At 73.5% G+C, this 26,952-nt stretch carries 25 protein-coding genes; 16 read left to right on the top strand and 9 right to left on the bottom strand.

Going from position 1 to position 26,952, the window contains the following annotated elements; all coding sequences use genetic code 11:
* Both ACWCSU_RS50305 and ACWCSU_RS50300 read left to right on the top strand, forming a co-directional pair.
* The coding region (locus ACWCSU_RS50305; protein WP_449944209.1) for a response regulator at positions 1-1,668 on the top strand (1,668 nt) is incomplete at its 5' end.
* A 19-nt stretch (positions 1,669-1,687) separates the two neighbouring features.
* The gene (locus ACWCSU_RS50300) at positions 1,688-3,946 is read left to right on the top strand and encodes a SpoIIE family protein phosphatase (RefSeq protein WP_449944206.1); all 2,259 of its coding nucleotides are present in this window, start codon (positions 1,688-1,690) and stop codon (positions 3,944-3,946) included.
* A gap of 83 nt (positions 3,947-4,029) precedes the next feature.
* Here the strand turns inward: ACWCSU_RS50300 and ACWCSU_RS50295 are convergent, their stop codons facing one another.
* Entirely contained in the window at positions 4,030-4,623 is a 594-nt protein-coding gene (locus tag ACWCSU_RS50295; protein WP_357708746.1) for a TetR/AcrR family transcriptional regulator, read from the bottom strand.
* 78 nt (positions 4,624-4,701) lie between these two features.
* On the opposite strand from ACWCSU_RS50295, the gene ACWCSU_RS50290 reads away from it, so the two are divergent.
* Complete coding sequence (locus ACWCSU_RS50290) at positions 4,702-5,655, top strand: quinone oxidoreductase family protein (protein WP_449944202.1); 954 nt, start codon at positions 4,702-4,704, stop codon at positions 5,653-5,655.
* Positions 5,656-5,661: 6 nt separating this feature from the next.
* On the opposite strand, the gene ACWCSU_RS50285 is transcribed toward ACWCSU_RS50290, so the two are convergent.
* Together ACWCSU_RS50285 and ACWCSU_RS50280 are read right to left on the bottom strand one after the other, a co-directional pair.
* On the bottom strand, positions 5,662-6,834 hold the full coding sequence (locus ACWCSU_RS50285; RefSeq protein ID WP_364102163.1) for an acyltransferase family protein: 1,173 nt from the start codon (positions 6,832-6,834) through the stop codon (positions 5,662-5,664).
* Between the two features lie 118 nt (positions 6,835-6,952).
* Positions 6,953-7,798 carry a class I SAM-dependent methyltransferase gene (locus tag ACWCSU_RS50280; protein ID WP_449944198.1) on the bottom strand — a complete coding sequence of 282 codons (846 nt, stop codon included), beginning with the start codon at positions 7,796-7,798 and terminating at the stop codon, positions 6,953-6,955.
* A gap of 47 nt (positions 7,799-7,845) precedes the next feature.
* Between ACWCSU_RS50280 and ACWCSU_RS50275 the strand changes: the two genes are divergently transcribed.
* Entirely contained in the window at positions 7,846-8,415 is a 570-nt protein-coding gene (locus tag ACWCSU_RS50275; protein ID WP_357708737.1) for a helix-turn-helix transcriptional regulator, read from the top strand.
* 88 nt (positions 8,416-8,503) lie between these two features.
* Here ACWCSU_RS50275 and ACWCSU_RS50270 read toward each other — a convergent pair whose 3' ends face one another.
* On the bottom strand, positions 8,504-8,848 hold the full coding sequence (locus ACWCSU_RS50270) for a hypothetical protein (protein WP_449944195.1): 345 nt from the start codon (positions 8,846-8,848) through the stop codon (positions 8,504-8,506).
* 187 nt (positions 8,849-9,035) lie between these two features.
* Here ACWCSU_RS50270 and ACWCSU_RS50265 point away from each other — a divergent pair, with 187 nt between their 5' ends.
* The 3 genes from ACWCSU_RS50265 (at position 9,036) to ACWCSU_RS50255 (ending at position 11,112) form a co-directional block, all read left to right on the top strand.
* Positions 9,036-9,464, top strand: a complete 429-nt coding sequence (locus ACWCSU_RS50265; RefSeq protein WP_449944192.1) for an ATP-binding protein — start codon at positions 9,036-9,038, stop codon at positions 9,462-9,464.
* Between the two features lie 101 nt (positions 9,465-9,565).
* Positions 9,566-9,901, top strand: a complete 336-nt coding sequence (locus ACWCSU_RS50260; protein ID WP_449944189.1) for a YciI family protein — start codon at positions 9,566-9,568, stop codon at positions 9,899-9,901.
* Positions 9,898-11,112 carry an RNA polymerase sigma factor gene (locus ACWCSU_RS50255; RefSeq protein WP_449944186.1) on the top strand — a complete coding sequence of 405 codons (1,215 nt, stop codon included), beginning with the start codon at positions 9,898-9,900 and terminating at the stop codon, positions 11,110-11,112. The genes ACWCSU_RS50260 and ACWCSU_RS50255 overlap by 4 nt, the downstream gene beginning before the upstream one ends.
* Before the next feature lie 69 nt (positions 11,113-11,181).
* Here ACWCSU_RS50255 and ACWCSU_RS50250 read toward each other — a convergent pair whose 3' ends face one another.
* Positions 11,182-11,913: an ankyrin repeat domain-containing protein gene (locus ACWCSU_RS50250; RefSeq protein ID WP_449944183.1), complete on the bottom strand. Its 732-nt coding sequence runs from the start codon at positions 11,911-11,913 to the stop codon at positions 11,182-11,184.
* A gap of 614 nt (positions 11,914-12,527) precedes the next feature.
* On the opposite strand from ACWCSU_RS50250, the gene ACWCSU_RS50245 reads away from it, so the two are divergent.
* Entirely contained in the window at positions 12,528-12,869 is a 342-nt protein-coding gene (locus tag ACWCSU_RS50245; protein WP_449944180.1) for a histone-like nucleoid-structuring protein Lsr2, read from the top strand.
* Here ACWCSU_RS50245 and ACWCSU_RS50240 read toward each other — a convergent pair.
* Positions 12,866-13,312 (bottom strand): hypothetical protein, encoded by a 447-nt coding sequence (locus ACWCSU_RS50240; RefSeq protein ID WP_449944178.1) that lies wholly within the window; start codon positions 13,310-13,312, stop codon positions 12,866-12,868. The two genes, ACWCSU_RS50245 and ACWCSU_RS50240, sit on opposite strands and share 4 nt — an antisense overlap.
* Positions 13,313-13,494: 182 nt before the next feature.
* Entirely contained in the window at positions 13,495-16,755 is a 3,261-nt protein-coding gene (locus ACWCSU_RS50235; protein WP_449944175.1) for a S8 family serine peptidase, read from the bottom strand.
* Positions 16,756-17,220: 465 nt separating this feature from the next.
* Here ACWCSU_RS50235 and ACWCSU_RS50230 point away from each other — a divergent pair, with 465 nt between their 5' ends.
* Positions 17,221-19,344 carry a SpoIIE family protein phosphatase gene (locus ACWCSU_RS50230; protein ID WP_449944172.1) on the top strand — a complete coding sequence of 708 codons (2,124 nt, stop codon included), beginning with the start codon at positions 17,221-17,223 and terminating at the stop codon, positions 19,342-19,344.
* 7 nt (positions 19,345-19,351) lie between these two features.
* On the opposite strand, the gene ACWCSU_RS50225 is transcribed toward ACWCSU_RS50230, so the two are convergent.
* Positions 19,352-19,501 carry a hypothetical protein gene (locus ACWCSU_RS50225; RefSeq protein ID WP_357708716.1) on the bottom strand — a complete coding sequence of 50 codons (150 nt, stop codon included), beginning with the start codon at positions 19,499-19,501 and terminating at the stop codon, positions 19,352-19,354.
* 76 nt (positions 19,502-19,577) lie between these two features.
* Here ACWCSU_RS50225 and ACWCSU_RS50220 point away from each other — a divergent pair, with 76 nt between their 5' ends.
* The 3 genes from ACWCSU_RS50220 (at position 19,578) to ACWCSU_RS50210 (ending at position 21,889) form a co-directional block, all read left to right on the top strand.
* Entirely contained in the window at positions 19,578-20,447 is an 870-nt protein-coding gene (locus ACWCSU_RS50220; protein ID WP_449944169.1) for a LysR family transcriptional regulator, read from the top strand.
* A 49-nt stretch (positions 20,448-20,496) separates the two neighbouring features.
* Complete coding sequence (locus ACWCSU_RS50215; RefSeq protein WP_449944166.1) at positions 20,497-21,246, top strand: SAM-dependent methyltransferase; 750 nt, start codon at positions 20,497-20,499, stop codon at positions 21,244-21,246.
* 142 nt (positions 21,247-21,388) lie between these two features.
* Entirely contained in the window at positions 21,389-21,889 is a 501-nt protein-coding gene (locus ACWCSU_RS50210) for an anthrone oxygenase family protein (RefSeq protein ID WP_357708709.1), read from the top strand.
* Here the strand turns inward: ACWCSU_RS50210 and ACWCSU_RS50205 are convergent.
* Entirely contained in the window at positions 21,867-22,421 is a 555-nt protein-coding gene (locus ACWCSU_RS50205; RefSeq protein ID WP_449944163.1) for an AAA family ATPase, read from the bottom strand. The genes ACWCSU_RS50210 and ACWCSU_RS50205 overlap by 23 nt on opposite strands.
* A 172-nt stretch (positions 22,422-22,593) precedes the next feature.
* On the opposite strand from ACWCSU_RS50205, the gene ACWCSU_RS50200 reads away from it, so the two are divergent.
* Genes ACWCSU_RS50200 through ACWCSU_RS50185 form a run of 4 tightly spaced genes read left to right on the top strand, consistent with a single transcriptional unit; the run spans position 22,594 to position 26,945 of the window.
* On the top strand, positions 22,594-23,391 hold the full coding sequence (locus ACWCSU_RS50200) for a hypothetical protein (RefSeq protein WP_449944160.1): 798 nt from the start codon (positions 22,594-22,596) through the stop codon (positions 23,389-23,391).
* A complete protein-coding gene (locus ACWCSU_RS50195) occupies positions 23,391-25,100 on the top strand; it encodes a peptidoglycan-binding protein (RefSeq protein ID WP_449944157.1) in 1,710 nt (569 codons plus the stop codon). Before ACWCSU_RS50200 ends, ACWCSU_RS50195 begins: the two co-directional genes overlap by 1 nt.
* Positions 25,093-25,767 carry an ABC transporter ATP-binding protein gene (locus ACWCSU_RS50190; protein WP_449944154.1) on the top strand — a complete coding sequence of 225 codons (675 nt, stop codon included), beginning with the start codon at positions 25,093-25,095 and terminating at the stop codon, positions 25,765-25,767. Before ACWCSU_RS50195 ends, ACWCSU_RS50190 begins: the two co-directional genes overlap by 8 nt.
* A 2-nt stretch (positions 25,768-25,769) precedes the next feature.
* Positions 25,770-26,945 carry an ABC transporter permease gene (locus tag ACWCSU_RS50185; protein WP_449944151.1) on the top strand — a complete coding sequence of 392 codons (1,176 nt, stop codon included), beginning with the start codon at positions 25,770-25,772 and terminating at the stop codon, positions 26,943-26,945.
* Positions 26,946-26,952: the final 7 nt, after the last annotated feature.

Here is a 26,952-nt window from a genome sequence, read left to right as displayed (position 1 = left end):
CTGGAGGACCGCGCCCACCAGCTCACGCTGGCCTCGACGTACAAGAGCGAGTTCCTGGCGAACATGAGCCACGAGCTGCGCACCCCGCTCAACTCGCTGCTCATCCTGGCCCAGCTCCTGGCCCAGAACCACACGCGCAACCTGACCCCCAAGCAGGTCGAGTACGCCGGGATCATCCACTCCGCGGGCTCGGACCTGCTCCAGCTGATCAACGACATCCTCGACCTGTCCAAGGTCGAGGCGGGCAAGATGGACGTCAATCCTGAATGGGTGCCGCTGCGCCAGCTCCTCGACTACGTCGAGGCCACGTTCCGGCCGATGACGTCGCAGAAGAACCTCGGCTTCCGGATCACCACGGCGCCGGGCGTGCCCGCCGACCTGCTCACCGACGACTCGCGGCTGCGCCAGGTGCTGCGCAACCTGCTGTCGAACGCGGTCAAGTTCACCGAGACCGGAGGCGTCGACCTGCGCATCGAACCGGCCGCGCACGGCGAGCTGCCCGCCGCGGTACGCCCGCACGCCCCCGCCATCGCGCTGCGCGTCATGGACACCGGCGTCGGCATCCCCGAACAGCAGCTCGAAGCCATCTTCGGCGCGTTCCAGCAGGCCGACGGCACCACCAGCCGCAAGTACGGCGGCACCGGCCTCGGCCTGTCCATCAGCCGGGAGATCGCCTACCTGCTCGGCGGCGCGATCACCGTCCAGAGCACGCCCGGCCGGGGCAGCGTCTTCACCCTCTACCTGCCGGTCGCCCAGCCCGGCGCCGAGGGGCACGCGACGGGCGGCGCGCCCGCCGGGGCCGTCGCCCCGCCGGTGGCCGGTCAGCCGCGGCGGCTGCTGGTGATCGAGGGACGCCCGCACGGGCTGTTGTCGCTGGTGGCCGAGAGCGTGGTGAACGGCCTGGCCGGGTCGCCCGACCCGCTCGGCGGAACCGTCCAGGTGGTCGAGGCGGCGGGCGCGGAGGAGGCGGCGAGCCTGCTGGCCGCCGAGCCGTGCCACTGCGTCGTGCTCGACCTCGACCTGCCCGACCTGGCCGCCTACAGCCTGCTGGAGGCCATGGACGGCGATCCTGGGCTGCACGGCGTGCCGGTGCTGGCGTACAACAACTGGCGCTCCAGCCCCTTGCAGGAGGCGCGGATCGGCGACCGGCCGCTGGAGCTGCTGTCCAGCCTCGACGAGCTGCGCGAGCGCATCGCCCTGCACCTGACCGCCGACCAGCCCGGCGACGTGCTGCCGCTGGCCAGGTCCAGGTCGGTGGGGGCGGCGTCGGGGCGGGAGATCGACGACACGCTGTCCGGGCGCACGGTCCTGGTGGTTGACGACGACGCGCGCAACCTGTTCGCGCTGACCAGCATGCTGGAGATCCACGGCATCGACGTGCTGCACGCCGACAACGGCCGCAAGGGCATCGACACGCTCGTCGCCCACCCGGAGACGGACCTGATCCTGATGGACGTGATGATGCCCGAGATGGATGGCTACACGGCGATCGAGACGATCCGCGGGATGCCCGGCTACGCCGACCTGCCGATCATCGCGGTCACGGCCAAGGCCATGCCGGGCGATCAGGAGAAGTCGCTGGCGGCCGGGGCCAGCGACTACGTGACCAAACCGGTCGACGCCGACCAACTGATCGAACGCATCCAGCACTGGATGGATCCGGCCTGACCCGGTGAGGAGTCGCGCCATGGGGAGTTCAGCCGAGGAGACGGGCCTGGCCAGGCTGGCCGCGACCGTCGAACGCCTGCGCGCCGAGCTGCACGAGGTCCGCCGCGCGGCCGACGACCGCGCGCTGGTCGAGCTGGCGAAGGGCATCCTGGTCGAGCGCCTGCGCTGCGCCCCGGCGCAGGCCGCCGACCAGCTCGCCACGCTCGCGGCCCGGACCGGGCGGTCGCCGGCCGAGCTGGCGGCCGACGTCGTCAACCGGGCCGCCGGCGACCCCATCGCCGACGTCTCGCTGACCGGCGCCGACGAGCTCGACGGCGCTCCGGAGCCGCCCGCCGGGCAGGCGGGGGCGGCCGTGCGGCTGCGGACGGCCGAGAGCGCCGCGCTGGGCGCCACGGACGCGCAGGCGGCGGCCCACGCCGTGCTGGAGACGGCCCTGCTGCCGATCGGCGCGACGGCGGTCGCGGTGTGGGCGGCCGGGCCGGACAGCTCGCTCACGCTGGCCGGGCAGGCCGGTTTCAGCGCCGAGGAGGCCGGGCTCTGGCGGCAGGTCCCGCCGGGGCTGATCACGCCCGCCACCAGCACGCTGGTCGAGCGCCGCACGCTGTGGCACACCACGCCGGGGCCGGCGTCGATCGGCCGTCACCAGCTCACCGGCGGCCGCGTCACCGCCGTGGCCCGGCTGGGCGGGCGGGTGCTCGGCGTCCTGGAGATCTGCTGGCCGGACGATCCTCCGCAGGCCACGCCCAGGATGGAACGCCAGATCGAGGCGCTGGCCGACCTGTGCGCCCTCACCCTCAACTCCCCCGGCCCGACGGTGCGCGCCGGGGCCGAGCTGGCCGAGCTGGCCGCCCTGGCCGACTCCCTGTCCGACCCGGCGCTCGTCCTCCTGCCGCAGCTCGACCCGCAGGGCCACGTCGCCGACTTCCGCGTCCATCACGCCAACGAGCCGTCGGCGGTGCGGGCGGGCGGGTTGCTGCTGGAGGCGTACCCGTTCGCGGCCGGGGAGCTGCTGGCCAGGATCGAGCACGTGCACGCCACCGGCGAGCCGTTCCGCGCCGCCGACGTGCCCTTCACCGCGACCTCCACGGCCGAGGTGAGCATCACCCGCCACGGCGCGAGCGTGCTGCTCGTCCGGCGCGACCACGACCAGGCCCGCCTGCTGGAGCACGCCCAGCGCCTGGGCCGCATCGGCGGCTTCGAGGAGAACGCCCTCACCGGCGAGATCATGTGGAACGCCCAGATGTTCTCCCTGTACGGCCTGCCACCGGACGCCCGGCCGGTCCCGCTGGAGCGCCTGCGCGATCACGTGCACCGCGACGACGAGGTGGCCGTGGGCCTCTTCCTGCGCACGGTGCTGCATCACCGGCGTCCGGCCGCGACGGCGTTCCGGCTCGAACGCCCCGACGGGGTGGCCCGGCATCTGCGCGTGGTGGCCGAGCCGGTGTTCGCCCCGGACGGCCGGCTGACGGCGCTGCGAGGGGCCTACCAGGACGTCTCGCCGCAACACTGGACGGAGGTCGCGCTGGCCGTGACCCGCGACAGGCTGGCCCGCACCGAACGCCAGTCCGCCGCCCGCAACCGCCTGGCCCTGCAGCTCCAGCACGCCATCATGCCGCCCTCGCACGGCCGCATGGACTCCTTCGGGCTGCGCATCGCGGTGCGCTACCGTCCGGCGCAGAAGGAGGACCTGGTCGGCGGCGACTGGTACGACGCGGTCGTCCTGCCGTCCGGGTGCATCCTGCTGTCGGTGGGCGACGTGGCAGGGCACGGCGTCGAGGCCGCCACGGGGATGGTGGTGCTGCGCAACGCCCTGCGCGGCCTGGCCACCACCGGCGCGGGCCCGGCCCGGCTGCTGAGCTGGCTCAACCTGGTCGCCCGCCACCTCGCCGACCGCATGACCGCGACCGCGATCTGCGGCCTGTACGACCCCGCCACCCGCGTCCTGCGCTGGGGCCGGGCCGGGCACCTGCCGCCGATCCTGCTGCGCGGTTCGCGGGGCACCGAGCTGCCGATGGTCAAGGGCCCGCTGCTGGGCGCGTTCGCCGACGCCGCCTACGAGGAGGGGCGGCTCCAACTGGAGGCCGACGACACGCTGCTGCTCTACACCGACGGCCTGATCGAGCGCCGCGACCACAACCTGCGCCACGCCCAGGACCGGCTGCTGGCCGTCGCCTCGCGTACGGCCACGACCCTCGACCACCGGCTCGACGACCTGCTCACCCACTGCAACTCCGACACCGACGACGACACCTGCCTGATCGGCGTGCACGTGCACTGAGCGGGGCACTGAGCGGGGCTCTGAACGGGGCCTGGCGCCAGGGTCGGGGGCCGGGTCAGGGGGGTGCGGGCTCAGGCGGCAGGTCAGGCGGTGGGTGGGAGGAGGCCGAGGCGGTCGAAGGCCGCGGCCACGCTCGGGGTCAGCGCCGCCGGGTCGTCGCCGGCGACCGCGCGGCCGGCGGTGTAGCAGGCCAGCGCGAGCTGCGGGGCCAAGGCCGCCGTCTCGGCGGAGGCGCCGTGCTCGCGCAGGATCTCGGCCATCGTCTCGGCGAAGCGGCGCTGCTTGCGCGCCGTACGGTCGCCGAGTTCGGGGTGGTCGGCGATCAGCCGTTCGCGCAGGACGTGGCGGCCGGGGTCGAGGGTGGCCCTGGCGCACAGGGCGAGGGTCAGCTCACGCACCTGGGCGAGCGCCTCGGGCAGGCCGGGCGGGCCGTCGCCGCGCAGGTCGCGGTGGTGGGCGGCCAGGTCGTCGAGCCAGTCCTGTTCCCCCGCGAAGAGGACCTCCTGCTTGTCGCCGAAGTAGCGGAAGAACGTGGTGCGGCCCACCTCGGCGCGCTCGGCGATGTCGGCGACCGTCACCTCGTCGTAGCCGCGCTCGGCGAAGAGCCGGTAGGCGGCCTCGATGATCTCGTCACGGGCTCGCTGTCGCTTGCGGGCGCGCAGGGAGGGCTGGGTCACGCGCCCAGTCTAGCGCTTCTGGACTCCGTCCCTTATGGTACCGAGTACCAATTGGAACCAGATGCCATAGGAGTTGTCATGCGAGCCGTGCAGATCACCGAGTTCGGCGGTCCCGAAGTCGTGCGCGTCCGTGAGGTGGAGGAGCCGCGGCCCGGCCCGGGCCAGGTCGTCGTGGACGTCTCGCGCTGCGGCGTGAACTTCGCCGACACGCTGATGCGCGAGAACGCCTACCTGGCCGCGACCACGCTGCCGGTGATCCCGGGCGGCGAGGTCGTCGGCAGGACCGCCGACGGCCGCCGCCTGGCCGCCCTGGTGCAGCGGGGCGGGTACGCCGAGAGGGCGGCGATCCCGGAGGCGAGCGCCTTCACGGTGCCTGAGGATCTCGACGACGTCGCGGCGGTGGCCCTGCTGGCCCAGGGGCTGACCGCGTGGTGGCTGGTCCGTCACACCGGTCGCGTCCAGGCCGGGGAGAGCGTGGTCGTGCACGCGGGGGCGGGCGGCGTCGGCTCGCTGGCGGTGCAGCTCGCCAGGGCGGCGGGGGCCGGCCGGGTGATCGCCACGGCGAGCACGCCCGCCAAGCGGGAGCTGGCCCTGTCGCTGGGCGCGGACGCCGCCGTCGATCCGGCCGCCGACGACCTCACCGCGGAGCTGCGCGCGGCCAACGGCGGCGAGCCCGTGGACGTGGTCCTGGAGATGACCGGCGGCCGGGTCACCGACCAGAGCCTGGCGGCGCTGGCGCCGTTCGGCCGGCTCGCCTTCTACGGGATGGCGGGCGGTGTCGAGCCTCAGCCGGTCTCGCCGCGCGCCCTCCAGCCCCGCTCGGCGACCGTCAGCGGCTTCTGGCTGCTCAACGCCTTCGACCGGTTCGACGTCCTGGCCGGGGCGTACGCGGAGCTGGCGGCGCGGGTGACCGCGGGCGAGCTGCGGGTGGTCTCCGGCGGGGACCGTCCGATGTCGGAGGTGCGGCAGGTGCACGCGGAGCTGCGGGAGCGGCGTACGACCGGCAAGCTCGTCCTGGACCCGCGCCGGTAGGGCCTATTAGGCGGTCAGGCGGCGGCCGAGCCGCTGCATCGGGCGTTCGAGGAAGCGGTAGGTCAGCCGGCTGCCCGGCAGCACGACGGCCAGGAAGAGCACGCTGACGCCGATCTGGAGGGGGAGCGGCGACCAGCGCATCTCCCCCGCCACCTCCATCAGCACGATGAGCACCGGCAGGTGCACCAGGTAGAGGGAGTAGCTCATCAGCCCGAGCCAGGTGAGCACGGCGGGCACCCGGCGGCCCCGCCAGGCCAGACCGGCCGCGAACGTGAGCCCCGCCAGGGCGACGGTCGTGCCCCACACGTCCGGCTGCACCCACCACCATCCGGCGCTGAGCGCCCAGAAGGGGGCGACCGTCACCAGCGACCCGGCCAGGGCCACCGGCCACAGGGAGCCCTGGCCGCCTTCCCAGCGGCGGATCGCCGTGCCGGTGAACATGACCGCGAGGATCGCCGCCCCGAACCAGGGGACGCGGCTGCTCAGCAGCAGCAGGACCAGGGCCATGACGCCGAGCGCGCACGCCGCCGTGTTGCGCAGCCGTCCGGAGAGGAGACAGGCCAGCCCGGCGGCGAACACCGCGAACGACACCCAAGCCAGCCAGCCGCCGGTCAGCGGCGCCGCGCTCAGCGCCAGGCCGGCCACGACCGCGGTCACGCCGAAGGCGACGGCGACCAGGCCGCGCCGGTCGCGTACGCCGGTCACGAACAGGGCGGTGACCATCAGGTAGAAGACCATCTCGTAGGAGAGCGTCCACATCGTGTTCATGACCCCGGCGACGCCGACGACGTCCAGCAGCATCGTGGCGTGCGCCGCGGCCGAGGAGGCGTCCCTGGGCACTTCCGCGCGTACCGGGATCCACCACGACAGGGCCAGGACCACGGCGATGACGGCGAGGTAGAGCGGGTAGAGGCGGAAGGCGCGGCCGATCCAGAAGGCGCGCACGTCGCCGTGCCGTTCCAGTGACGACGGGATGATGTAGCCGCTGACCAGGAAGAACACCAGGACGCCGTACACGCCCAGGTTGAAGAAGGTCGGGCGCAGCCAGGGCATCGCCCAGGTCGTCAGGTGTTCGCCGACGACGGCGAGCGCGCCGATGCCGCGCAGGGCGTCCAGCCAGGCGAGCCTGGACGCCCCCGAACGAACGACCTGGGGGGTGCCAAACGGAACAGTCGTCACGCACCCCAACGTATCGGCCTGACGGGCAGGACCTGGGCACCTCACCCTCATGCGGGCGGGGCGGCGGCTCAGAACGGCGGCCGTCGGATCAGGGGCCGCGGGCCAGGTGGGCGGTGGGTCAGCGGCGGCGGGCGGCCCAGGCGGTCCGGGTGCCGCGTACGACGAGGTCGCGGCGCCCTAGGGACTCCGGGGAGTCGGCGGAGAGCAGCCGGTCGAGGGCCGCGAGGTCGGCGGCGGCCAGCTCCCCGTCGAGCCGCGACCGGTAACCGCCCAGCACGGCCTGCGCGTAGCGGACGGCGTTCGGCGGCGCCGGGCTCACCTCGATCGGGAAGTCACGCCGCGCGGCCACCTCGAACCCGGCCTCCTCCAGGAACGGCCCCCAGTCGGGGTACGGGTCCGGGCCCGTGGCCGCCACCGCCGCCCGGCAGCGCGCCTCCAGCGCCGCCCCGGCCTCGTCGGGCAGGAAGCGCGGCATGCCGTCCATCTCGACGACCGCCAGCGTCCCGCCGGGGTCCAGCGCGGCGTGGATCTCGCCGAGCAGCCGCGCCGGGTCCTTGACGTGGTGCAGCGACGCGGCCGCCCACACCAGGTCGGCCGCGCCGATCGGGGGCAGGGCCTCGTCCAGGTCGGCCCGGACGAGGCGCACCCGCTCCCCCAGCCCCTGGCCGAGCGCCGCCGAGCGCAGCCGGTCGAGCATCACCGGCGACTGGTCGACCGCGACGATCTCGGCGTCGGGGAACCGGCGGGCGAGGGCCAGCGTGCCGGTGCCGGTGCCGGCGCCCAGGTCGGCGACCGTCCGCGGGGTCCGTACGGCCTGTTCGGCGATCCAGGCGGTCAGCTCGTCCAGGTACGTCCCGAGCACGTCGGCGTCCAGGTCGAGCAGGTCCGCCAGCCGGGACTCGTCGCCGAGATGAGGTCCGTGGTGATGGTGTCCATGGTGAGAGTGGTGGGAGTGTCCTTGCATGCCTTCACCGTAAGGCTCTCCTGCGCGTGAGACATACACTCTTGCTCATGACGCAAGAAGTCGACCTGGACGCCGTGGTCCGCCGGCGCATCCGCGGCCTGCGGCTGGCCCGCGGCTGGTCCCTCGACGCCCTGGCCGCGCGGTGCCGGCTGAGCCCGTCCAACCTGAGCCGCATCGAGACCGGCCACCGCCGGATCGCCCTCGACCAGCTCGTCCCCATCGCGCGGGCCCTCGGCACGACGCTCGACCAGCTCGTCGAGTCCACCGAGGACGAGGACGTGGTGATCCGGCCGCTCCCCTGCGACCATCCGGGGATGACCGTGTGGCTGCTGTCCCGGGAGCGTTCGCTGCACGGTGTCACGGTCGCCAAGATGCGCATCACCCCCGACCGTCCGCTCGACCTCCAGGTGCATCCGGGGCGCGAGTGGTTCACCGTCCTGTCCGGGACGGCCCGCCTGCTGCTGGGCGAGCGGACCGTCCTGGTGCCGGCGGGCGACGCGGCCGAGTTCTCGACCATGACCCCGCACGCCATCGGCGCCCACGAGGGGCCGGTGGAGCTCCTCACCATCTTCGACCACGACGGCGAGCGCTCCCACCTGCACGCGGGCCAGGCGTAGCCGCAGCTGACGCGCTCCAGGCGATCGCCGAGACCGCCCGCCGCACCGCGGCCGCCCCCGGGGAGCCGGGATGACCCGGGCCGCTGGGTCAGCCGCCGCCGGTGCCGGCCGGGCCCATGCGGCCGCCGGGCCATGAGGTCTCCGGATGGGCCTGGCGCCAGGTCAGGAGTTGCCGGTCCAGCCGCTCCCGGTCGGTGAGGCGCGGCCTGGCGGGGCGCACGCCCGTACGTTCGAGCAGCCCGTGCGCGGCCTCCGCCAGCCGCAGCCGGGCCGGTGTGAACCGGCGTCGCAGCAGGTCGGCGGTCACCGCCGCGGTCAGCACCGAGGCCGGCCACAGCGCGGCCCTGCCCAGGCCGCCCCCGCTTCCCGTGATCTGCCCGTTCCCCTTGCGAAGGTCGATGCCCGTGCTCTGGTCGCCGTCGCCATGCCGCATTCGTCAGCCTCCGGGTTCGTCTCGGGACCGTGGGCGTGCCGGAAGATTCTGCACTTATGGCGCTACCCGGTCCTGCGTCCGTCATGCCGCCGACTTGCGAACCGCGACGGTACACGTTTGAGTGACCGCCGACGGGAAAGCTGGAGGAAGGCCCGCCACCCCACCCGACCCCGTACACGAGACGATCATGACCCTTCAGTTCGAGTTGCAGTGCCCCATCAGCACTGACCTTGCCCTCATCAGGGATCTGATCCGCGCGCACGGCCACCACTGCGGACTGTCCGGCGACCGGCTCGAAGACCTGGTGGTGGCGGTCAACGAGGCCGTCACCAACGTGCTGGACCACGGCGGCAGCACGGGCATGGTGACCTCCCGCGCCGGCGCCGACGGCGTGATCGTCGAGGTCCTCGACCTCGCCGGCCGGCTCACCCACGAGCACCTGGCCGCGGCCCGCCTCGACCCGACCGCCTCCCACGGGTACGGCCTGTGGGTCATCCAGCAGCTCTGCGACGAGGTCGTCCTGGAGCAGACCGCGCTCGGCTCGCTGCTGACCCTGGACCTGCGCAGCCACCCCCGTCCCGCTCTCCTGGACGCGCGCCGCGTCATGTCCGCCTGACGCTTCTCCCGCCGCCCGGAAAGAATTTCCCGGGACGTTGTCCGGTTCCGTCGGTGCCGTTCGTCACTATGGTGAAACGCCGTCCGACCGAGGAGCGCGAGATGAAGTACATGATGTTCGTCTGCACCGACACCGAGCCCGACACCGACCAGGAGAACCTGCCCGACATCGAGGCGTGGGTGGCCGAGAACGACGCCCGCGGGCGGCGGGTGCGCGGCGCGGTGCTGGCGCCGGAGTCGGCCGCGACCACCGTGCGCGTGCGGCGCGGCGAGCTGGTCCTGTCCGACGGGCCGTTCACCGAGACCAAAGAGGTGATCGTGGGCTTCGACCTGCTCGAATGCGCCGACCTGGACGAGGCCGTCGAGGTCGCCCGCACCCACCCGATGGCCAGGCACGGACGGCTGGAGCTGCGGCCGTTCGCCGATTTCGAGCAGTGAGGCGACACCTGGAGGAGGCGGCGGCGGAGGCGTACCCGCGGATCGTCGCCGCCCTGATCCGGGTCACCGGCGACTGGACGCTGGCCGAGGACTGCGCGCAGGAGGCGCTGGCGCTGGCCGTGCGGCGGTGGCCGCAGGAAGGGGTGCCGTCCAACCCGGGCGGCTGGCTCATGACGGTGGCGCGCAACCGCGCCGTCGACGCGCTGCGCCGCGTCTCGGTGGAGCGCCGCAAGCTGGCCGAGCTGGCGGCGCTCGCCCTGACCGTCCAGGACGGGCCCGGCGACGGGCGGGAGGAGGAGGTCGTGGACGACCGGCTGCGGCTCGTCTTCACGTGCTGCCATCCGGCGCTGGCGCTGGAGTCGCGGGTGGCCCTGACCCTGCGGACGATCTGCGGGGTGCCGACCGCCGACCTCGCCCGCGCCTTCCTGGTCACCGAGTCGGCGATGACCCGGCGGCTGACCAGGGCCAAGCGGAAGATCGCCGAGGCGGGCATCCCGTATCGGGTGCCGCAGGGGCCCGCGCTGGCCGAGCGGCTGCCGGGGGTGCTGGCCGTGCTCTACGTGCTGTTCACGCAGGGGTACGACGCCGGCGGCGAGCCCGCGTTCGCCGAGGAGGCGATCCGGCTGGCACGGCTGCTCCGGCGGCTCATGCCGGAGCAGGAGGAGGTGACGGCGCTGCTGGCGCTGTTCCTCCTGCAGCACTCCCGCCGGGGCGCCCGCCGCGACGCCGCCGGCGACCTGGTCCCCCTCGACCGGCAGGACCGCTCCCGCTGGGACCGGGCCGCGATCGGCGAAGGGCTCGCCCTGCTGGCCGCGATCGAGGGCGACGGTCCGTACGGGCTCCAGGCCCGCATCGCCGCCTGCCACGCCACGGCGTCCTCGCTGCCCGGCACGGACTGGTCGCGGATCGCCCGCTGCTACGACGAGCTGGCCCGGCTCCACCCCACACCGGTGGTGGAGCTGAACCGAGCGGTCGCGCACGGGTACGCCCACGGGCCGCGGGCCGGGCTCGCGCTGCTGGAGCGCTCCCGCGCCGAGCTCGACGGCCATCCGCTGGCCCTGGCCGCCGAGGCCGACCTCGTCGCCCGTGACGGCGACCGGGCCCGCGCGGCGGCGCTGTTCCGCCAGGCCGCCGCCGTCGCCCACAGCGCCCCGGAACGCCGCGCCCTCCTCACCCGCGCCACCGAAACCGCCGCCGACGACGCCTACTAGGCCGTCACTCGGGCACCCCACTGGAGACCGTGAACCGGACTGGGGCGCGGCGCGGGGGCCCGCGCGAAATCAGTCGGCGGGGTGGCGGGGGCCGGGTTTGGCGCCGCGGGACGTGAGCCAGGATGCCAACTCGTCGGCTCCGGCGCGGCGGGCGGCGTCCAGCGGGGTGAGATCGTCGTAGCCCACCCAGGTGAGGTCGCCGCCGCGCTCCAGGAGGAACGCGGCGGCCTCCGGCTGCCCGCCGTGGCAGGCCGCCCACAACCCCTGCGTCACCTCCGCGCGTGACGGCGTCCCGGCCGTGAACGCCGCCGCGACCCGGTCCATCAGCCCGAGGGCGGCGGCCTCCCACAGTTCGGCGGACGCGCCGCGCTCGACGAGGCGGCGGGCGGCGTGCCATTGGGCGAACGCGCACGCGTCCGACAGCGCCGTGCCGCCGCCGATCACCGCGCCGGTGGCCTCGACGTCGGCTCCGGCGTCCAGCAGGGCGTCGAGCACGGGGACGTCGTCGCAGCTCGCGGCCCACATCAGCGGCGTCTCGGCGTGCGGGCCGGCGAAGCGGGCGTCCACCTCGGCCCCGGCCGCCACCATCTCGCGTACGAGCGCCGGACCGCTCGGCACATGACCGGGCCAGTCAGTGAGGACGTGCAGCAGGGTGCGGGACACCCCGCCCGCCTCGCCCAGCCGTACGCGGGCCAGCTCGGGATGCCCGGCCAGCAGACGCCGTACGCCGTCGAGGTCGCCGAGCCGCACGGCCTCCGCCGCGCGCACCGCCAGCGGGTCCGCCGCGTCGAGGTGGTCCATCGGCTCATTGTCGCGGGACCCGGTCGGTCCCGCCAGGAACTCCCGGCGGGTCGCCGGAGTGGTTCGGCCGCCGCCGCCGATAAATCCGCCGGAAATAAAGGGACAGAACGCGGCGGGGCCCGTCCCATTCGCACTTGCACTTCTGCGGCCCGCCCGGAGTTGACGCCATAGGGCCCGGCCGGACCACCGCTGCCGCGGCGCCGGAAAACCGTGTGCCGCCGCCGGGAAGCGACGGCGACGCGCACCCGGGACCCGCGCGCACACATTGAAGCACACCTTTGAATTCATCTTCGATAAGATGTGCGCCGCCGCGGCGCCCGCCTTCCCGCCCCTCCGCCGTCCGCGTGCGCACGCCCGGCGGCACGCCGCGCACCCTGCCCGTCCGCCCGTGCCGCGACCAGGAACGTGACATGGTCATTCCCAGGTGGGAAACGCAAGGCGGCCTCCGTGACAGCCCGGGCACACGCGGTGCGGGCCGCGTTTGAAATGCCTTTGACAGTCGGTGCGCCCGGCGAGTTCTCCTCGTTCACCGGCGCCGGGCCGAGGTAAGTTGCCCGCACGCTACTGAAGAGCGCTACAGTACGCAACAACCGTATCGAGCATGGAGTGCCACCATGGCTAAGCAGATTCAAGAGATTCTCATCGACGATGTAGACGGTGGGGAGGCTCATGAGACCGTCGTCTTTGCACTCGATGGCAGCAGCTACGAGATTGACCTTCATGAGGAGAAGGCGGACTCGCTGCGGAAAGCACTGGCGCCCTTCATCGTGAAGGCGCGTCCTGTTCGTGTGGATCGCGGTGGGCGCGGGCGCCGGGCGGTCGTCGGCGGCAGCCGCGCGTTGAGCCGGGAGAAGTCTTCGGAGATCCGGCAGTGGGCCAAGTCCAACGGTCTGCCGGTCAGCGAGCGCGGCCGGATCGCGGCCTCCGTGGTCGAGAAGTACGAGGCGGCCCACTAGGAGTGACGTGAGGCGGGCGCGGGCCGGCGGAGCAGTCCGGCGAGCCTGAGCGCCGCCATGACGGCCACCGCGAGGTGCGCCGAGACCAGGGCGATCTGGTAGATCCGCTGCCCGGCCGTGAGCTCGGCGGCGTAACCGCCGTCGTAGAACCCCGACACGAAGGCCAGCACCCCCGCGACCGCCAGCAGCACGGCGGACGGGACCGCGACGCCACGGCGGCTCCGGGTCGCCCCCACAGCCAGCACGACCTGCGCGACCATCATCGGGATCGGCGCGGACAACCGCGCCTGGGGGCCGAGGGCGTCCAGGAACGTCGGGTTCAGCCCGGCGGCGACCGCCATGAGGGCGCCGATCACGTCCATGGCGAGCAGGACGCCGACCCCGCCGAGCAGCGCCGAGTTGAGCGCCCGGCCGGCGGGGACCGCGGTGGTGGATGACGACATGTCCGTCTCCTGTCAGAGTCGTCCGAGATCGGGTGGTGTCTTCGATACTCGGCGAACGCCCTTGGCGACGACATGGGAACGACATGGGAACGACTTGGCGCCGACCTGGACCACCGCGGCCGTCCCGCGGTGAGTCCCCCTGTGGCCGCGGATGACCTACGCCACCCGCGGCCACCGGCGGATCACTGGACGGTGATCTTGTCCACTTCGACGGTGATGCCCTTCACCTGCGGGGTCGAGGTGGCGGTCGTGATCCTGCCGACCCCCGCGCTGACCCCCTTGACCTTCATCGAGTACGTCAGGCTGCCGCCGGGCGCCCCCGGCGTGCTGCTGACGACCAGGTCCTGGGTGGGCGGCCCGGAGATCTGGGCGCCCGCGGTGCCCTCGGCGTTCTCGGCGCCGACCGTCAGGCCGTAGACGGCGGGCGGCGCGCCGGGCGGGTTGCCCGGGTCATAGGCGTAGCTGATGTCCTCCACGCCGTTGAGGCCGATCCACTGCTGGAACACCTTCAGGTCGGTGGTGCCGTAGAGGTTCAGCCGCCACTCCACCACCAGCCAGTCGTTGACCCCGTCGGTGAGGATCGTGGCCAGGACGCCCGGCGCGGCGGTGCCGTCGAGGTCGGTCCAGTAGGGGGCGAGCACGCCGTTGGGCCGAGCCGGGTCGGGCAGCGTCTGCGGCGTCGGTGAGACGTCGCCCCCGGTGGCCCCGCCCGCGACGCTGTAGCCGTCGGAGGTCACGCCGAGCCTGGTGTAGGCGCGTCCGGCGAACTGGAAGGCGGGCACGGTGAAGTTGAGCGCCTGCTCGTCGCCGATCGGGGTGGGCGTGACGCCGAAGGCGTCCAGCGGGATGTAGCCGGCCGGTCCGGCGCCGGGCGCGATCGCCGGGCGGGCGGGCTGGGTGGCGGCCAGCGTCGCCTTGGTGGTGGCGATCTGGGTGCCGACCTTGGTCGCGCCCGTGACGCTGTTCAGGCGCAGGCGGGCGTCGAGGGTGCTGAGCGCGGTGACCTCGGCGTCCTCGAAGGTGGTGTTGCGTACGGTGACCGTGCAGGTGGACTCGCCGGTGTTCCTGGCGATCGTGTCCGGGGCGCAGGTCTGGTCGACCGGCACCGAGCCCTGCTTGCGGTAGAAGGCCACCGGCAGGTGCAGCGCGCGGGAGCCGCCGGCCTGCTTCAGGTCGACCTGGCCGAAGTACTGGCCCTCGGGCAGTTCCGGCGCGGTGATGACGATGCTCAGCTTGACGCTCTTGCCGGCCGCGACGGTGAACACCGGCGGCAGCACGGTGACACTGGCCCCGTTCGCGGTCGTGCCGGAGGCGGTGAAGGTGAGCGACGAGCCGGTGGTGTTGGTGACGGTGCGCTTGGCGGTGATGACGCCGGGCATGGTGGGCGCGTTCACCGAGGGCAGGTTGAGGTCGATCCGGTTGAGCGGGTCGGTGGCCGAGGCGACGAAGCCGGCGGCGTCCTGGTCCAGGGTCAGTCCGGGGTCACCGGCCTTGGTCAGGTCGATGCGCCCGCCGCCCATGTCGAACGGGTCGGCCTGGGTGGTCCTGTCCTGCTTGGTGACCGCGGTCTTGGCCGTGGTCTCCAGGGCCGACTTGACCTGGCCGGGCGTCCAGGTGGGGTGCAGGGCGAAGACCAGCGCGGCCGAGCCCGTCACGTGCGGCGCCGACATCGAGGTGCCGGAGATGACCTGGTAGAGGTTGCCGGGCGGGCCTTCCAGCGGCGACTCGGGGGTCGGCGTCATGCCCGCCAGGATGTGCTGGCCGGGCGCGGTGACGTCCGGCTTGAGGAAGTCGCCGCCGGGGCCGCGCGAGGAGAAGTGCGCCATCGCGTCGCCCTGCCAGGTGGACTTGGCGCCCTGCGTGAAGGAGGCGGTGGCGCCGGGGTGGGCGGCGAGGAAGGCCAGCAGGGTGTCGGCCTCGGGCTTGTCGACGTGCACGGACGGCAGCCAGTGGGCGTCGGTGAAGACGTCGAACGGGACGGTGTTGTAGAGGATCATCCCGGCCGCGCCGCCCTGCCGGACGTTGAAGCTCTTCAGCACGCGGTTGGGGGTGCGCTCACAGGCGACGATCTTCCCGGTGAAGATCCCGGGAGGCGCCGGGACGTCGCACGCGGCGCGCGAGTACGGCGGCGCCGAGGCCAGGACGACGGGCAGCGGCGAGGCCAGGCCCGCGGTGATGGAGGCGCCCTTGATCGTCGCCGTGGCGCCGCCGCCGGACAGCGTGACCGTGGACTGGTAGGTCCGGGACTGCGAGGAGGCGGCCACGGTGGTCACCCAGGGGCCGCGGTGGTCGGTGGTGCCGGCGCCGGGCCCGGAGTTGCCGGCCGAGGCCGAGACCAGCACGCCGGCGGCGTAGGCGTCGAGGAAGGCCAGCTCGACCGGGTCGCTGTAGGGGTCGCTGCCGCCGGAGACGGAGAAGTTGATCACGCGTACGCCGTCCAGGACGGCCCGCGCCACGGCCTGCGCCGAGTCGGACGGGAAGCAGCCCTGCGCGCCGCACACCTTGTAGACCGAGACCTCGGCGGCCGGGGCGATGCCGTGGATGGGGCCGCGGCTGATGCCCAGCGGGTCGGCGTCGGCGACCGGGCCGCCGGCGGAGGTGCCGGCGGTGTGGGTGCCGTGGCCGTTGGAGTCGCGGGCGCTGTCGCCGTAGACCTCGCCGCCGTAGACGGCGTTGTAGGTCTCCATGAACGGCTGCCCGCCGATCAGCTTGTTGTTGCAGGCGAACGGGTCGCTGGCCGGGGTCAGCGGGTTGTCGCCGAAGTTGCACACGCGGGGCGTGCCGTCCTTGGTGGGCCCGGGGGCGGGCAGGCCGGGAGCGGCGGCGAAGGAGGGGTGCTCGGGCCAGGCGCCGGTGTCGAGCACGCCGACGATCACGCCCTTGCCCGAGGAGGAGCTGCCGCCGAGCTTGCCGTAGATCGTGTCGGCGCCGATGAACGCGGGGCTGGAGTCGGTCAGCAGCTGCTGCGGCTTGTCCTCCTGGACGGCGACCGCGCCGGGCAGCCGCAGCACGTCGGCCACCTTGTCACCCGGGACGCGCAGCGCGATGCCGCCGTAGACGGTCCGGACGCGCTGGCCGACGACGGCTCCGGGGACCTTCTTGGCCAGCTCGCCCAGGAAGGCGTTCTCGACATCCTGGATGTGGGTGCCGTACTTCTTGGCCTCGGCGCTTCTGGTGTCGAGGGACTTGCCGGTGACGGCGGGGCTGGTGGCCGGGAGCCCGGTCAGCCCGCCCTGGTAGGCGGCCAGGGAGTCGTAGTCCAGTTTGACCATGATGTTGACGGGCGCCGGCGAGGTGACCTTCAGCAGCGCCGCGTCGCTCTTGGCGAGCTTGCCTGTGGGGGACTTGGCGCCCTCGACCACCTCGGCGCCGGTGAGCGGCACGGACCGCCATTTCGCGGGCGGGGTCGGCGTGGCCTTCGCCACGGCCGGGCTCAGGGCCATCACGACACCGAGCCCGACGGCTACCGATGTCAACCGGCGTAAACGGGATGAGAACGAACGGGACAACACAAGACCTCCTGGCCGCTGAGCTGCACGAACCCGCCAGACCGGCCGAAGACGTCATGTCACCCCCACGCGCGCATGCCGGAGAGATCAATGACCCTCCCCGGTGGGTGACGAGCTGGACGCCTCCCCTCCCCGACGGCGGGGCGGCTTGGCATCCGAACCGGAGTGTAGACAGCGATCAACGGACCGAGAACCCCGCCGCTTTGTCACAATCCGGCCATCTGCCTCAGCGGCACCGCCGCCCGCATCCGGCCGTCGCAAAGCTCATATTCCTCCCACCACTTCGCCAGAATCCAGCAACGGTGACCTTCACCCCCAATACGGATATCTACAGTTGTCCCTATGGGCGATCAACGGGACACGGCGCCGACGTCAGCGCGGGACGGAGCGAGGTAGTCCGTGGGGGGCCACGCCGACGAGGGGACCCTGCCGTACATCTCGGCGCTGGACGAGGAGCTCGCCCAGGCCGCCCGTGACACCGGCGCGCACATCGGCGCGCTGTACCTGCTGACGGGCTCCCCGCAGGTCCTGGTGATGGAGGCGGAGATCGGGCTGCCCACGCAGCTCGTCAAGCCGTGGACCACCGTCAGGCTGGACGCCGGGGCGCCCGTGGCCGCGGCCGTGCGGCAGGGGCGGCTGGTCTGGGTGCCGACCGCGCAGGAGCTGGCCGGCCGCTTCCCGGGCACGGCCCTGGCCTTCCCGTACGTCTTCGCCTCGGCCTCCGCGCCCTTGCACAGCGACTCGCGCATGTGGGGCTCGTGGATCCTGCTCTGGCCGGAGGGGCGGCCGTCCGAGCTGAGCGGGCCGGAGCTGGAGGTGATCGAGGCCACGAGCGAACGCATGACCGCCGTCCTGGAGCAGGCCGCCGACAGCGGGTACCCGGTGTGTCCGGGGGGCGAGCCGCGCGTGCTGACCCCGGTGCCGCCGCCGATGCCCGACCCGTACGAGGCCGTGGCCGCGGCCGGCTACCTGGAGCGGCTGCGTGACGGCTCCGTCGCGCTCGACCTGGACGGCGTCGTCACCTTCGCCAGCCCCGCCGCCGCCGACCTGCTCGGCACCACCGTCTCCGAGCTGCTGGGCACGCCGCTGTGGGAGACGGCGACGTGGCTGAAGGACCCGGCGTTCCAGGACCGCTGCCGCGCGGCGGTGGTGGGCCAGCAGGTCGCCTCCTGCACCGCGCGCCGGCCGGACGGGCACGAGCTGGAGTTCGTCCTGCACCCGGACCCGACCGGCCTGAGCCTGCGCATCACGCCCTCGGAGGCCGGCCTGCCCGCGCGGCGGCCCTCGCGCGCCAGGGCGCCGGGCGAGTCCGGGCTGCCGAGGACCGACGTCTTCTACAACTTCCTGCACATGGCCTCGGCGATGACCCGGGCGCTGAACGTCCGGGAGGTCGTCGATCTCATCGCCGACCACGTCATGCCGGTGTTCAAGGCGCGGGCGATGACGATCATGAGGGCGGAGAGCGGCCGGATGAGGATCGTCGGCTCGCACGGCTACGTCCCGGAGATCCTGGACCGGTTCGACGGTCAGACGCTGGCCGCGCCCAGCCCTGCCGAGCAGGTCGTCCGCACGGGCGAGCCGGCCTTCTTCGCCGACCGGGCCGAGCTGCGCCGGGCCTTTCCCGACACCGCCCAGGACGACGGCATGTCCGCCTGGGCCTTCCTGCCGCTGACCGTCGCCGACGACACCTTCGGCGTCTGCCTGCTGGCCTTCGACCATCCGCGGCCGTTCACCGACGAGCAGCGCGCGACGCTGACCACGCTGGCCGGGCTGATGGGCCAGGCCCTGGACCGCGCGCTCCTCTACGACACCAAGGACCGGCTGGCCCACAGCCTGCAGACCTCGCTGCTGCCCGGCAGCCTGCCCGACATGCCGGGCCTGGAGGTGGCCGCCCGGTACGTGCCCGCCACCCGCGGCGTCGGCATCGGCGGCGACTTCTACGACCTGATCCGCCTCAACGAGACCACCGCCGCCGCCGTCATCGGGGACGTCCAGGGACACAACATGACGGCCGCCGCGCTCATGGGCCAGGTGCGCACCGCCATCCACGCCCACGCCGCCGTCGGCGCCAGCCCCGGCGACGTCCTCCAGCACACCAACCGGCTGCTCATGGACCTGGACACCGACCTGTTCACGAGCTGCCTGCTCATCTACTTCGACCTGCGCCTGCGCACGCTGCGCGCGGCCAACGCCGGGCATCCCCTGCCGCTGCTGCGCCCGCCCAACATGCCGGCCGAGATCATCGACATCCCCGCGGGCCTGCTGCTCGGCATCGACGCCGACGCCGAGTACGCCACGGTGGAGGTGCCGTTCCCGCCAGGCGCCGTCCTGGCCCTCTACACCGACGGGCTGGTCGAGGCGCCGGGCGTGGACCTGGACGAGGCCATCGGGGGGCTGGCGGCGTACCTGACCAGCGCCCCGCGCGAGCAGCTCCAGCAGGTCGCCGGGACCCTGCTCGACCACGCCCCGCACACCGACGACATCGCGCTGCTCCTCCTGCGGCACCGCGAGAACGCGGGCTGACGGCCCGTCAGTGCGAGACGAACGTCCGGTGGTCGGCCAGGGCGAGCATCCGGACGAAGTCGAGCACCTTCAGCAGCCCGAGCCCCGCGAGCCGGACCGGGACGGGACGGCGCGAGCCATAGGCGGCCGACCACAGGGCGGGTACGTGTCGTTCCATGCCGACCAGGATGTCCCCGCGCGCACCGATCCATCCAACACATCGTCTCGCTGGCTGCCATCGCTAATGTAGATGGATGGAACTGCGCCAGCTCCGCCACTTCGTCGCCGTCACCACGCACGGCAGCTTCACCGCCGCCGCCAGGGCCGAGCTGATCGTCCAGTCGGCGCTCAGCACGTCCGTCCGCAAGCTCGAACGCGAGCTCGGCGCCGACCTGTTCGAGCGCACCGGGCGGCGGCCGGTCCTCACCCCGGCCGGTCACGCCTTCCTGCCGGCCGCGCGGGCGCTGCTGGCCGACGCCGCGGCGGCCAGCGACGCCGTGTCCGCCGTGTCCGGGCTGACCACCGGCCGGGTGGCGATCGGCACCATCCAGACGCTCACCAGCGTCGACCTGCCCGCCGAGCTGGCCGCCTTCCACCGCCTGTGGCCCGGCATCCAGATCTCGGTCCGCGACGCCCCGGTGGCCGGGCTGCTCGACGCCCTGCTCGCCCGCGAGCTCGACCTCGCCTATCTGGCGCTCGACGGCGCCGACCTGCCGGCGGGCCTGGCCGTGTTCTCCTCCTGGGAGGAGGAGCTGGTGCTGATGACCTCGCCCGGCCACCGGCTGGCCGGGGCCGAGCGGGCGCTGCTGTCGGAGCTGACGGAGGAGCCGTTCGTCGACTTCAAGGCCGGCACCGGGCTGGAGACCGCGGTGCGCCGGCTGGCCGCCGGGTGCGGGCTGCACCGGCAGATCACCTGCGAGGTCACCCAGATCCGGATGCTGGTCGACCTGGTGCGCGCCGGGATCGGCGTGGCGATCGTCCCGCGGCGGGTGGCCGAAGGGGAGGGGCTGCCCACCGTGCGGATCCGCCAGCCCGATCCGGCCAGGACGGTCGTGCTGGCCGGCCGCGCCCCCGTCCCCGCCAACCCGGCCGCCGGAGCCCTGCTGTCGCACCTCACCAGGTGACGAAATAACCGGTTGAACGGGTGGAGCCTTCGTGGTGGGATGACCCGCTGTGTCAGCGATCCAGGACCTCGTACGTCCCGACGTCTATCCGCTCTCCTCGAAGTACGACCCGGAATGGGTGCTCGGGCTGGACATGGGCCCCCATCCGCTGTGGCTGCTGGAGGACCTCGCCCGCGACCTCGACCTGAGACCCGGCATGCGGGTGCTCGACCTGGGCTCGGGCCTGGGCGCCACCTCGGTCTTCCTGGCCCGCGAGTTCGGGGTGGAGGTCGTGGCCGCCGACCTGTGGGTCGCGCCCGAGCGGGCGGCGGCCGTCTTCGCCGAGGCGGGCGTGGCCGGCCGCGTCCGGGCCGTACGGGCGGAGGCGCACGCGCTGCCGTTCGAGAAGGAGTCCTTCGACGCGATCGTGAGCGTGGACGCCTTCGAGTACTTCGGCACCGCCGACTCCTACCTGCCCTACCTCGTCCGGTTCGTGAAGCCCGGCGGGCAGCTCGGCGTCGCCACGCCCGGCATGACCCGCGAGGTCCGCGACCTCGGGCACATCCCCGCCCACGTCAAAGCCCTGGTCGGCTGGGAGGCGATCGCCTGGCACACCGCCGAGTGGTGGCGCTTCCAGTGGGAGATCACCGAGCTGGTCACGGTGACGTCCGCGCGCCTGCAGGACGGCGGCTGGCACGACTGGCTGCTGTGGGCGCGCGCCCGGCGGGAGACGGCGACGATCGCCATGCTGGAGGCCGATCAGGGCGCGTATCTGTCCTTCGCTATGATCACCGCGCGCCGGAATGCGTCCGCGTCGTGACCGCGCGCCCGCGCCCGGGACGGCCTGGATCCTGGCGTATGGGCGGGAGAGTCTCGGCCATGGCCGCGCTCCCCCGCTCTGGCGTTGACTTGTCCTCGCGCGTCCGGGAGGTCGGGCGCGGGACGAGTAGGGGGAAACACTGATGTCGGTTCTGCGCACCGTCGTGCTCATCGTGGCGACCATGGCGATGGGGCTCGCGGCGGGCGTCTTCGGGCTCTACACGCACACCATCATGCGTGGCCTCGGCGCGACGGACGACCGCACGTTCGTCGGGGCGTTCCAGGCCATCGACCGGGCGATCCTCAATCCCTGGTTCATGCTCAGCTTCATCGGCGCGCTGTTCTTCACGGGCCTGGCGGCGGCGCTGCACCTCGGCCAGGGCGTGCGCGCGGTGCTGCCGTGGATCATCGTCGCGCTGGTGCTCTACCTGATCGCCTTCGTGCTCACGGTGGCCGTGAACGTGCCGCTCAACGACGCCATCAAGGCGGCCGGCGACCCGGACCGGATCGCCGACCTGGCCGCCGTGCGCCGCGCGTTCGACGAGGCCAAGTGGTCGGCCTACAACCTGGTCCGCACGATCACCAGCACCGGGGCGTTCGCCTCGCTGTGCTGGGCGCTCGTCAAGAGCGGCCGGGTGGGCTGACCCCCGCGTCGCGCTCGACCAGCGCGACCCGGTCGGCCAGCGGCGCGGCGGGGATCTCGACGAGGTCGAACCCGAGGTCGCGGTAGGTCCGCTCGTGCAGGCGCTCGAAGTCGAGCGAGTCCGCGTAGCTGATCCGCCTGGCGGAGGTGGCGCGGACGAACCCCTGGTTGCGGACGAAGAACACCTTCCCGTCGTACGTGCCCCGCGCCACCACCCGCTCGACCTCGCGGGCGAGCAGCGGCGACGTGGGGAACCCGAGGTAGCGGCTCAGCGCCAGCGTGCAGACCGGCGAGCGGTCGAAGAAGACGGCCGCCACGCCCGCGGGCACGGATTCCTGGCGTCGCCGCTGGAGCGTGACGACCTCGTCGACGAAGGCGGGCTCGCGCCAGGGCTCCTCGCGGCCGAGCGCTTCGCCGAGGGCGATGACGTCCGTCGCCGCCTCCTCGACGACGGTGTGCCCGTTGACCTCCAGCAGGCGCAGGACGGCCGTCTTCCCGGCGCCCGGGGCGCCGGTGAGAACGTGTCGTGGCACGACTTCTCTCCGATCTCGTGGGGGTTGATGTCAACCTAGGGGCGTTGATACGCGGCCGATACACGGCCGAGCGCCCGGTGATACCCGGCCAAGGCCGGGCGGACGGATAAGGGCTCCAAAGTGGCCGAGGCGTCGCGAAGGGCGGCGCGTCCCCACCTCGAAGGAGCCCTTGATGCGTGTGCTGGTGTGCGGTCTGCTCGGTCTGGCGGTGCTGACCGGCTGCGGAGGGGCTCCGGCGGGAGAGGCGGCCCCGGCGCCCGGCGGGGGCGGCGCCGGGGCGGACAAGGTCCGTGAGCGGGAGACCGTCCTCGCCACCTGCATGAAGCAGAAGGGGTTCGCGTACACGCCCTCGGTCAGCCGGCCGAAGGCGCCCGACGCCGAACCCGCCGATTACGACGCGATCAAGGCCGAGCGTAGCAGGAACGGCTTCGGCGTCTTCTCCGCCATCGTCTATCCCAAGCCCCGCGAGACGCGGGCGCCGGACCCCAACCAGGCGACCATCGACGGGCTCTCCGGCGCCCGCCGGGACGCCTACCTCAAGACCATGAACGAGTGCCGCGTCGACGCCCTGCGGCAGGTGAACGGGCTGAAGGTCACCTCGCTCGCCGACTACCAGGACCAGATGAGCACCGAGATCGAGAACATCGACAAGATGCTCGACGGCGATCAGAAGCTGGTGGAGCTGGCCGGGCCGTTCGCCGAGTGCCTGAAGTCGAAGGGCGAGCGGGTGGCCTCCGCCCGGCCGCTGGCGCTGAGCGCGCGCGGGATGATGCTGTGGGCCGAGCAGGCCGACCGGCTCGGAAAGGCGGGCAAGGTCACGGCCGCAGTGGCCCGGCCTTACCTGGCCAAGGAGATCAGGTCGGCGCTGGTCGACCTGGAGTGCGGCAAGGACTTCTACGCGGCCTTCGTCCCCCTGCAACGGCGGCTCACCAACGAGGCCCGGGTGAAGTACGGGTTCCAAGAGCGGTGATGCGCACTCCTCGCGGCAAGCTGCTGCTCGTGCTGAGCGGAGTCCTGGTGGTCGCCGGGACCGGCTGGGGGGTGGGCACCCTGCTGCGCTCCCCGGCCGACGAGGCGGCGGCGCGCAGACCGCCCGTGCCGTCGCTGGTCACCGTCGAGGTCGAGCGGCGGGAACTGGTCGCCACCGTCGTCGTCAGCGGCACGCTGGAGTACGGCTCTCCCCGTCCGGTGACGCTGGCCGGGGTGGTGGGCGGGAGCGAGACCGTCCAGCGCGCCACCCGAGCCCCGCGGCGGGGGACGCTCGTGGAGGGCACGGTGCTGATGGAGGTGAACGGCCGGCCGGTGTTCGTCTTCGCCGGGCGGGTGCCGATGCACCGCGGCCTCGTCCCCGGCGCCGAGGGGGACGACGTCCGGCAGTTGCAGAAGGCGCTGCGCCGGCTCGGTCACCGCGTGCCCGTGACCGGCGTGTTCGACGCGGCGACCGTCGCCGCCGTGTCGCGCCTCTACGCCAGGCGCGGCTACGAGGCCCAGCAGCCCACCCTGGAACTGCGGCAGCGGCGCGACGAGCTGACGCGGGCCGTACGGACCGCGCGGGAAGTGCTCGTGACCGAGACCAAGGCCCTCGACCAGGGCAGGGACGTGCTCCCGCTGAAGCTGCGGGTGACCGGCGCCCGCCGCGACCTGCGGGAGGCGGAACAGGCGCTGAAGAGCGCGCGGGCGCAGGAGCACACCGCCGAGGACGAGGCCAGGGTGGAGGCCGCCGAGAGCGCCGTGCGGGCCGCCGAGGAGAAACTGCTGGCGGCGCAGCAGGAGCTCACCCAGGCCGGGGCGACACCCACGGCGGCGCCCACGGCGACGCCGACGACAACCGCCATCGGAACACCCCCGGCCCCGGCCGACACCCGTCTGCTCGAACTCCGGGTCGCCAACGCCCGCGCGGACCTGGCCGCCGCCCGGTCGGCGCTGGACCGCGTACGGGAGGAGGCCGGCGCGGCGCGCGCGAAGCGGCTGACCGACCTGGAGAAGGCCGTACGGACGGCGCGAGAGGCCCTGGCCACCGCCGAGCAGGCGCTCAGGCAGGCCAGGCAGCTCTCCCCCGCCGAGCTGAAGGTCGCCAACGCGCGCAGCGACCTGGCGGCGGCCCAAGCGCTGCTGGCCGAGTTCTCCCGGACCTACGGCACCACCGTGCCGCCGGGAGAGGTCGTCTTCCTGCCCAGGCTGCCCGCCCGCCTGCACAAGCCGTCCGTCAAGGCGGGCGAGCCGGTGGACCAGGCGGTCGCCACGGTCACCGACTCTGCCTTCGTGGTGTCCGGCTCGGTGGACGCGGCCGAGGCCGAGCGGGTGAAGGCGGGTCTGGAGGCGAGCATCGAGACCGAGTCCGGGGCGACCGTCCCGGGCACGGTGACAGCCGTCGCGGGGCGCGACACGCAGGGGGCCGTGCCGGTGACGGTCACGCCCGACTCGATGAAGGGGCTGCGCAAGCTGGCCGGCGGGCCCGTCACGGTCCGCGTCACCATCGGCGCCACCGGCCGGAAGGTGCTCGTGGTCCCCGTCGCGGCGGTCGTCACGGCGGCGGACGGCAGGGCCAGGGTGCAGGTGGAGACCGCGCCCGGCCGGACCAAGGAGGTCGAGGTGCGCACCGGCCTGTCCGCCGACGGCGCCGTGGAGGTGACCGGCGACCTCGGGCCGGGCGAGCGGGTGGTGGTCAACAGTGGCTGAGCCGGTCATCCTGCTCCACGAGCTGACCAAGGAGTTCCCCGCCGATCCGCCCGTCCGGGCGCTGGCCGCCGTCGACCTGCGGGTCGAGCGGTCGGACTACGTGGCCGTCGTCGGCCCGTCCGGGTCGGGGAAGTCGACCCTGCTCAACACCCTGGGCCTGCTCGACCGGCCGACCCGCGGCAGCTACCGGCTCGACGGCATCGAGACCACCACGCTCAAGGACGGCGCGCGCACCGCCGTCCGGGGCAGCCGGATCGGTTTCGTCTTCCAGTCCTTCCACCTGCTGCCGCACCGCAGCGTCCTGGAGAACGTCATGCTGGCCGAGGTCTACGGCAGGACCCCGCGCGCCGGACGGCGGGAGCGCGCGACGCGGGCCCTGGAGCGGGTGGGCCTGTCGCACCGGGTGGGCTTCCTGCCCGGCCGGCTGTCCGGCGGCGAACGGCAGCGCGCCGCCATCGCCCGCGCCCTGCTGGGCGAACCGTCGCTGCTGCTGTGCGACGAGCCCACCGGCAACCTCGACAGCAGGAACACCGGCGCCGTGCTCGACCTGTTCGACGACCTGCGCGCCCAAGGGATGACCATCGTCGTCATCACCCACGAGACCGAGGTGAGCGACCGGGCCGGACGCCGGGTGCGCATCACCGACGGCGTCCTCACGGAGGAGTAGACGTGCACCCGCGCGACCTGCTGAACGAGGCCCTGGCGGGCCTGCTGGCCCGCCCGGTGCGCTCGGCCCTGACCACGCTGGGCACCGTGCTCGGCATCACCACGCTCGTGGTCACCCTGGGCGTCGCCGCGACGGCCGGCAACCAGATCGTCGGCCGCTTCGACGAGCTGACCGCCACCTCCGTCACCGTCGAGGTCCCGGCGCACACGTTCCCGCTGGTCGAGTGGGCCGACGTGAGCCGGGTGACCCGGCTGCGCGGGGTGGTCGCCGCCGCCGCGCTGGCCGAGTCGGACCTGGGCGCCAACCTCGTCGTCCGCTCCAACGACGTCGTGGACCCGGCCCGCGTCACCGACCAGACGCTGACCGTGGTCTCCAGCAGTCCCGGCCTGCCCGCGGCGGTCAGGGGACGGATGGTCGAGGGCCGCTACTTCGACGCCGGGCACGTCGCCCGCGGTGACCGGGTCGTCGTGCTGGGCCAGCAGGCGGCCCGGCTGCTGGGCATCACCGGGCTGGCCCGGGCCCCGGCGGTCTTCATCGGCACCCGGGCGTACACGGTGATCGGGGTGCTCGGGGATCTGCGGCGGGAGAAGAGCCTGGCGAGCGCGGTCATCCTGCCGCCGACGGCCGGCCGGCCCTACGGCCTGGGCACCGTGACCCGCGTCCTGGTCGACACCGCCCTCGGGGCCGCCGACCTGATCGCGCGGCAGGCGCCGGCCGCGCTCAGCCCCGGCAACGAAGCGCTCCTCCAGGTCCTCTCGCCGCCCAGCCCCACCAGGGCCCGCGACGCGGTGCAGAGCGACGTCAACGCGCTCTTCCTGATCCTCGGGCTGGTCTCCCTGGTCGTCGGCGCGGTCGGCATCGCCAACGTCACGCTGGTGACCGTGATGGAACGCGTCGCCGAGATCGGGCTGCGCCGGGCGCTGGGCGCGGCGCGCCGCCACATCGCCGGTCAGTTCCTGGTGGAGTCCACCCTGACGGGGCTGATCGGCGGGGTGCTGGGCGCTTCCGTGGGGATTTTGGTGATCGTCGGGGTCTGCGCCGTCAAGCAGTGGACGCCCGTCCTCGACGTACGGCTGGCCTTCATGGCCCCCGCGGCCGGGGCCGTCGTCGGGCTGCTCGCGGGCCTCTATCCGGCGCTGCGCGCCGCCCGCATGGAACCAGTCAATGCACTTCGCTAGGTATGGT

The organism is Nonomuraea sp. NPDC001699 (assembly GCF_053596455.1).
The sequence above is the reverse complement of the archived record's forward strand: the minus strand, read 5'-3'. Positions and strand labels throughout refer to the sequence as shown.

Bases quoted from the DNA above. Each gene is read 5' to 3' on its own strand.
- ACWCSU_RS50300 (WP_449944206.1), top strand. From the start codon at position 1,688: ATGGGGAGTTCAGCCGAGGAGACGGGCCTGGCCAGGCTGGCCGCGACC.
- ACWCSU_RS50290 (WP_449944202.1), top strand. From the start codon at position 4,702: ATGCGAGCCGTGCAGATCACCGAGTTCGGCGGTCCCGAAGTCGTGCGC.
- ACWCSU_RS50280 (WP_449944198.1), bottom strand. From the start codon at position 7,798: ATGCAAGGACACTCCCACCACTCTCACCATGGACACCATCACCACGGA.
- ACWCSU_RS50275 (WP_357708737.1), top strand. From the start codon at position 7,846: ATGACGCAAGAAGTCGACCTGGACGCCGTGGTCCGCCGGCGCATCCGC.
- ACWCSU_RS50270 (WP_449944195.1), bottom strand. From the start codon at position 8,848: ATGCGGCATGGCGACGGCGACCAGAGCACGGGCATCGACCTTCGCAAG.
- ACWCSU_RS50265 (WP_449944192.1), top strand. From the start codon at position 9,036: ATGACCCTTCAGTTCGAGTTGCAGTGCCCCATCAGCACTGACCTTGCC.
- ACWCSU_RS50260 (WP_449944189.1), top strand. From the start codon at position 9,566: ATGAAGTACATGATGTTCGTCTGCACCGACACCGAGCCCGACACCGAC.
- ACWCSU_RS50250 (WP_449944183.1), bottom strand. From the start codon at position 11,913: ATGGACCACCTCGACGCGGCGGACCCGCTGGCGGTGCGCGCGGCGGAG.
- ACWCSU_RS50245 (WP_449944180.1), top strand. From the start codon at position 12,528: ATGGCTAAGCAGATTCAAGAGATTCTCATCGACGATGTAGACGGTGGG.
- ACWCSU_RS50240 (WP_449944178.1), bottom strand. From the start codon at position 13,312: ATGTCGTCATCCACCACCGCGGTCCCCGCCGGCCGGGCGCTCAACTCG.
- ACWCSU_RS50235 (WP_449944175.1), bottom strand. From the start codon at position 16,755: ATGGCCCTGAGCCCGGCCGTGGCGAAGGCCACGCCGACCCCGCCCGCG.
- ACWCSU_RS50225 (WP_357708716.1), bottom strand. From the start codon at position 19,501: ATGGAACGACACGTACCCGCCCTGTGGTCGGCCGCCTATGGCTCGCGC.
- ACWCSU_RS50220 (WP_449944169.1), top strand. From the start codon at position 19,578: ATGGAACTGCGCCAGCTCCGCCACTTCGTCGCCGTCACCACGCACGGC.
- ACWCSU_RS50210 (WP_357708709.1), top strand. From the start codon at position 21,389: ATGTCGGTTCTGCGCACCGTCGTGCTCATCGTGGCGACCATGGCGATG.
- ACWCSU_RS50200 (WP_449944160.1), top strand. From the start codon at position 22,594: ATGCGTGTGCTGGTGTGCGGTCTGCTCGGTCTGGCGGTGCTGACCGGC.
- ACWCSU_RS50195 (WP_449944157.1), top strand. From the start codon at position 23,391: ATGCGCACTCCTCGCGGCAAGCTGCTGCTCGTGCTGAGCGGAGTCCTG.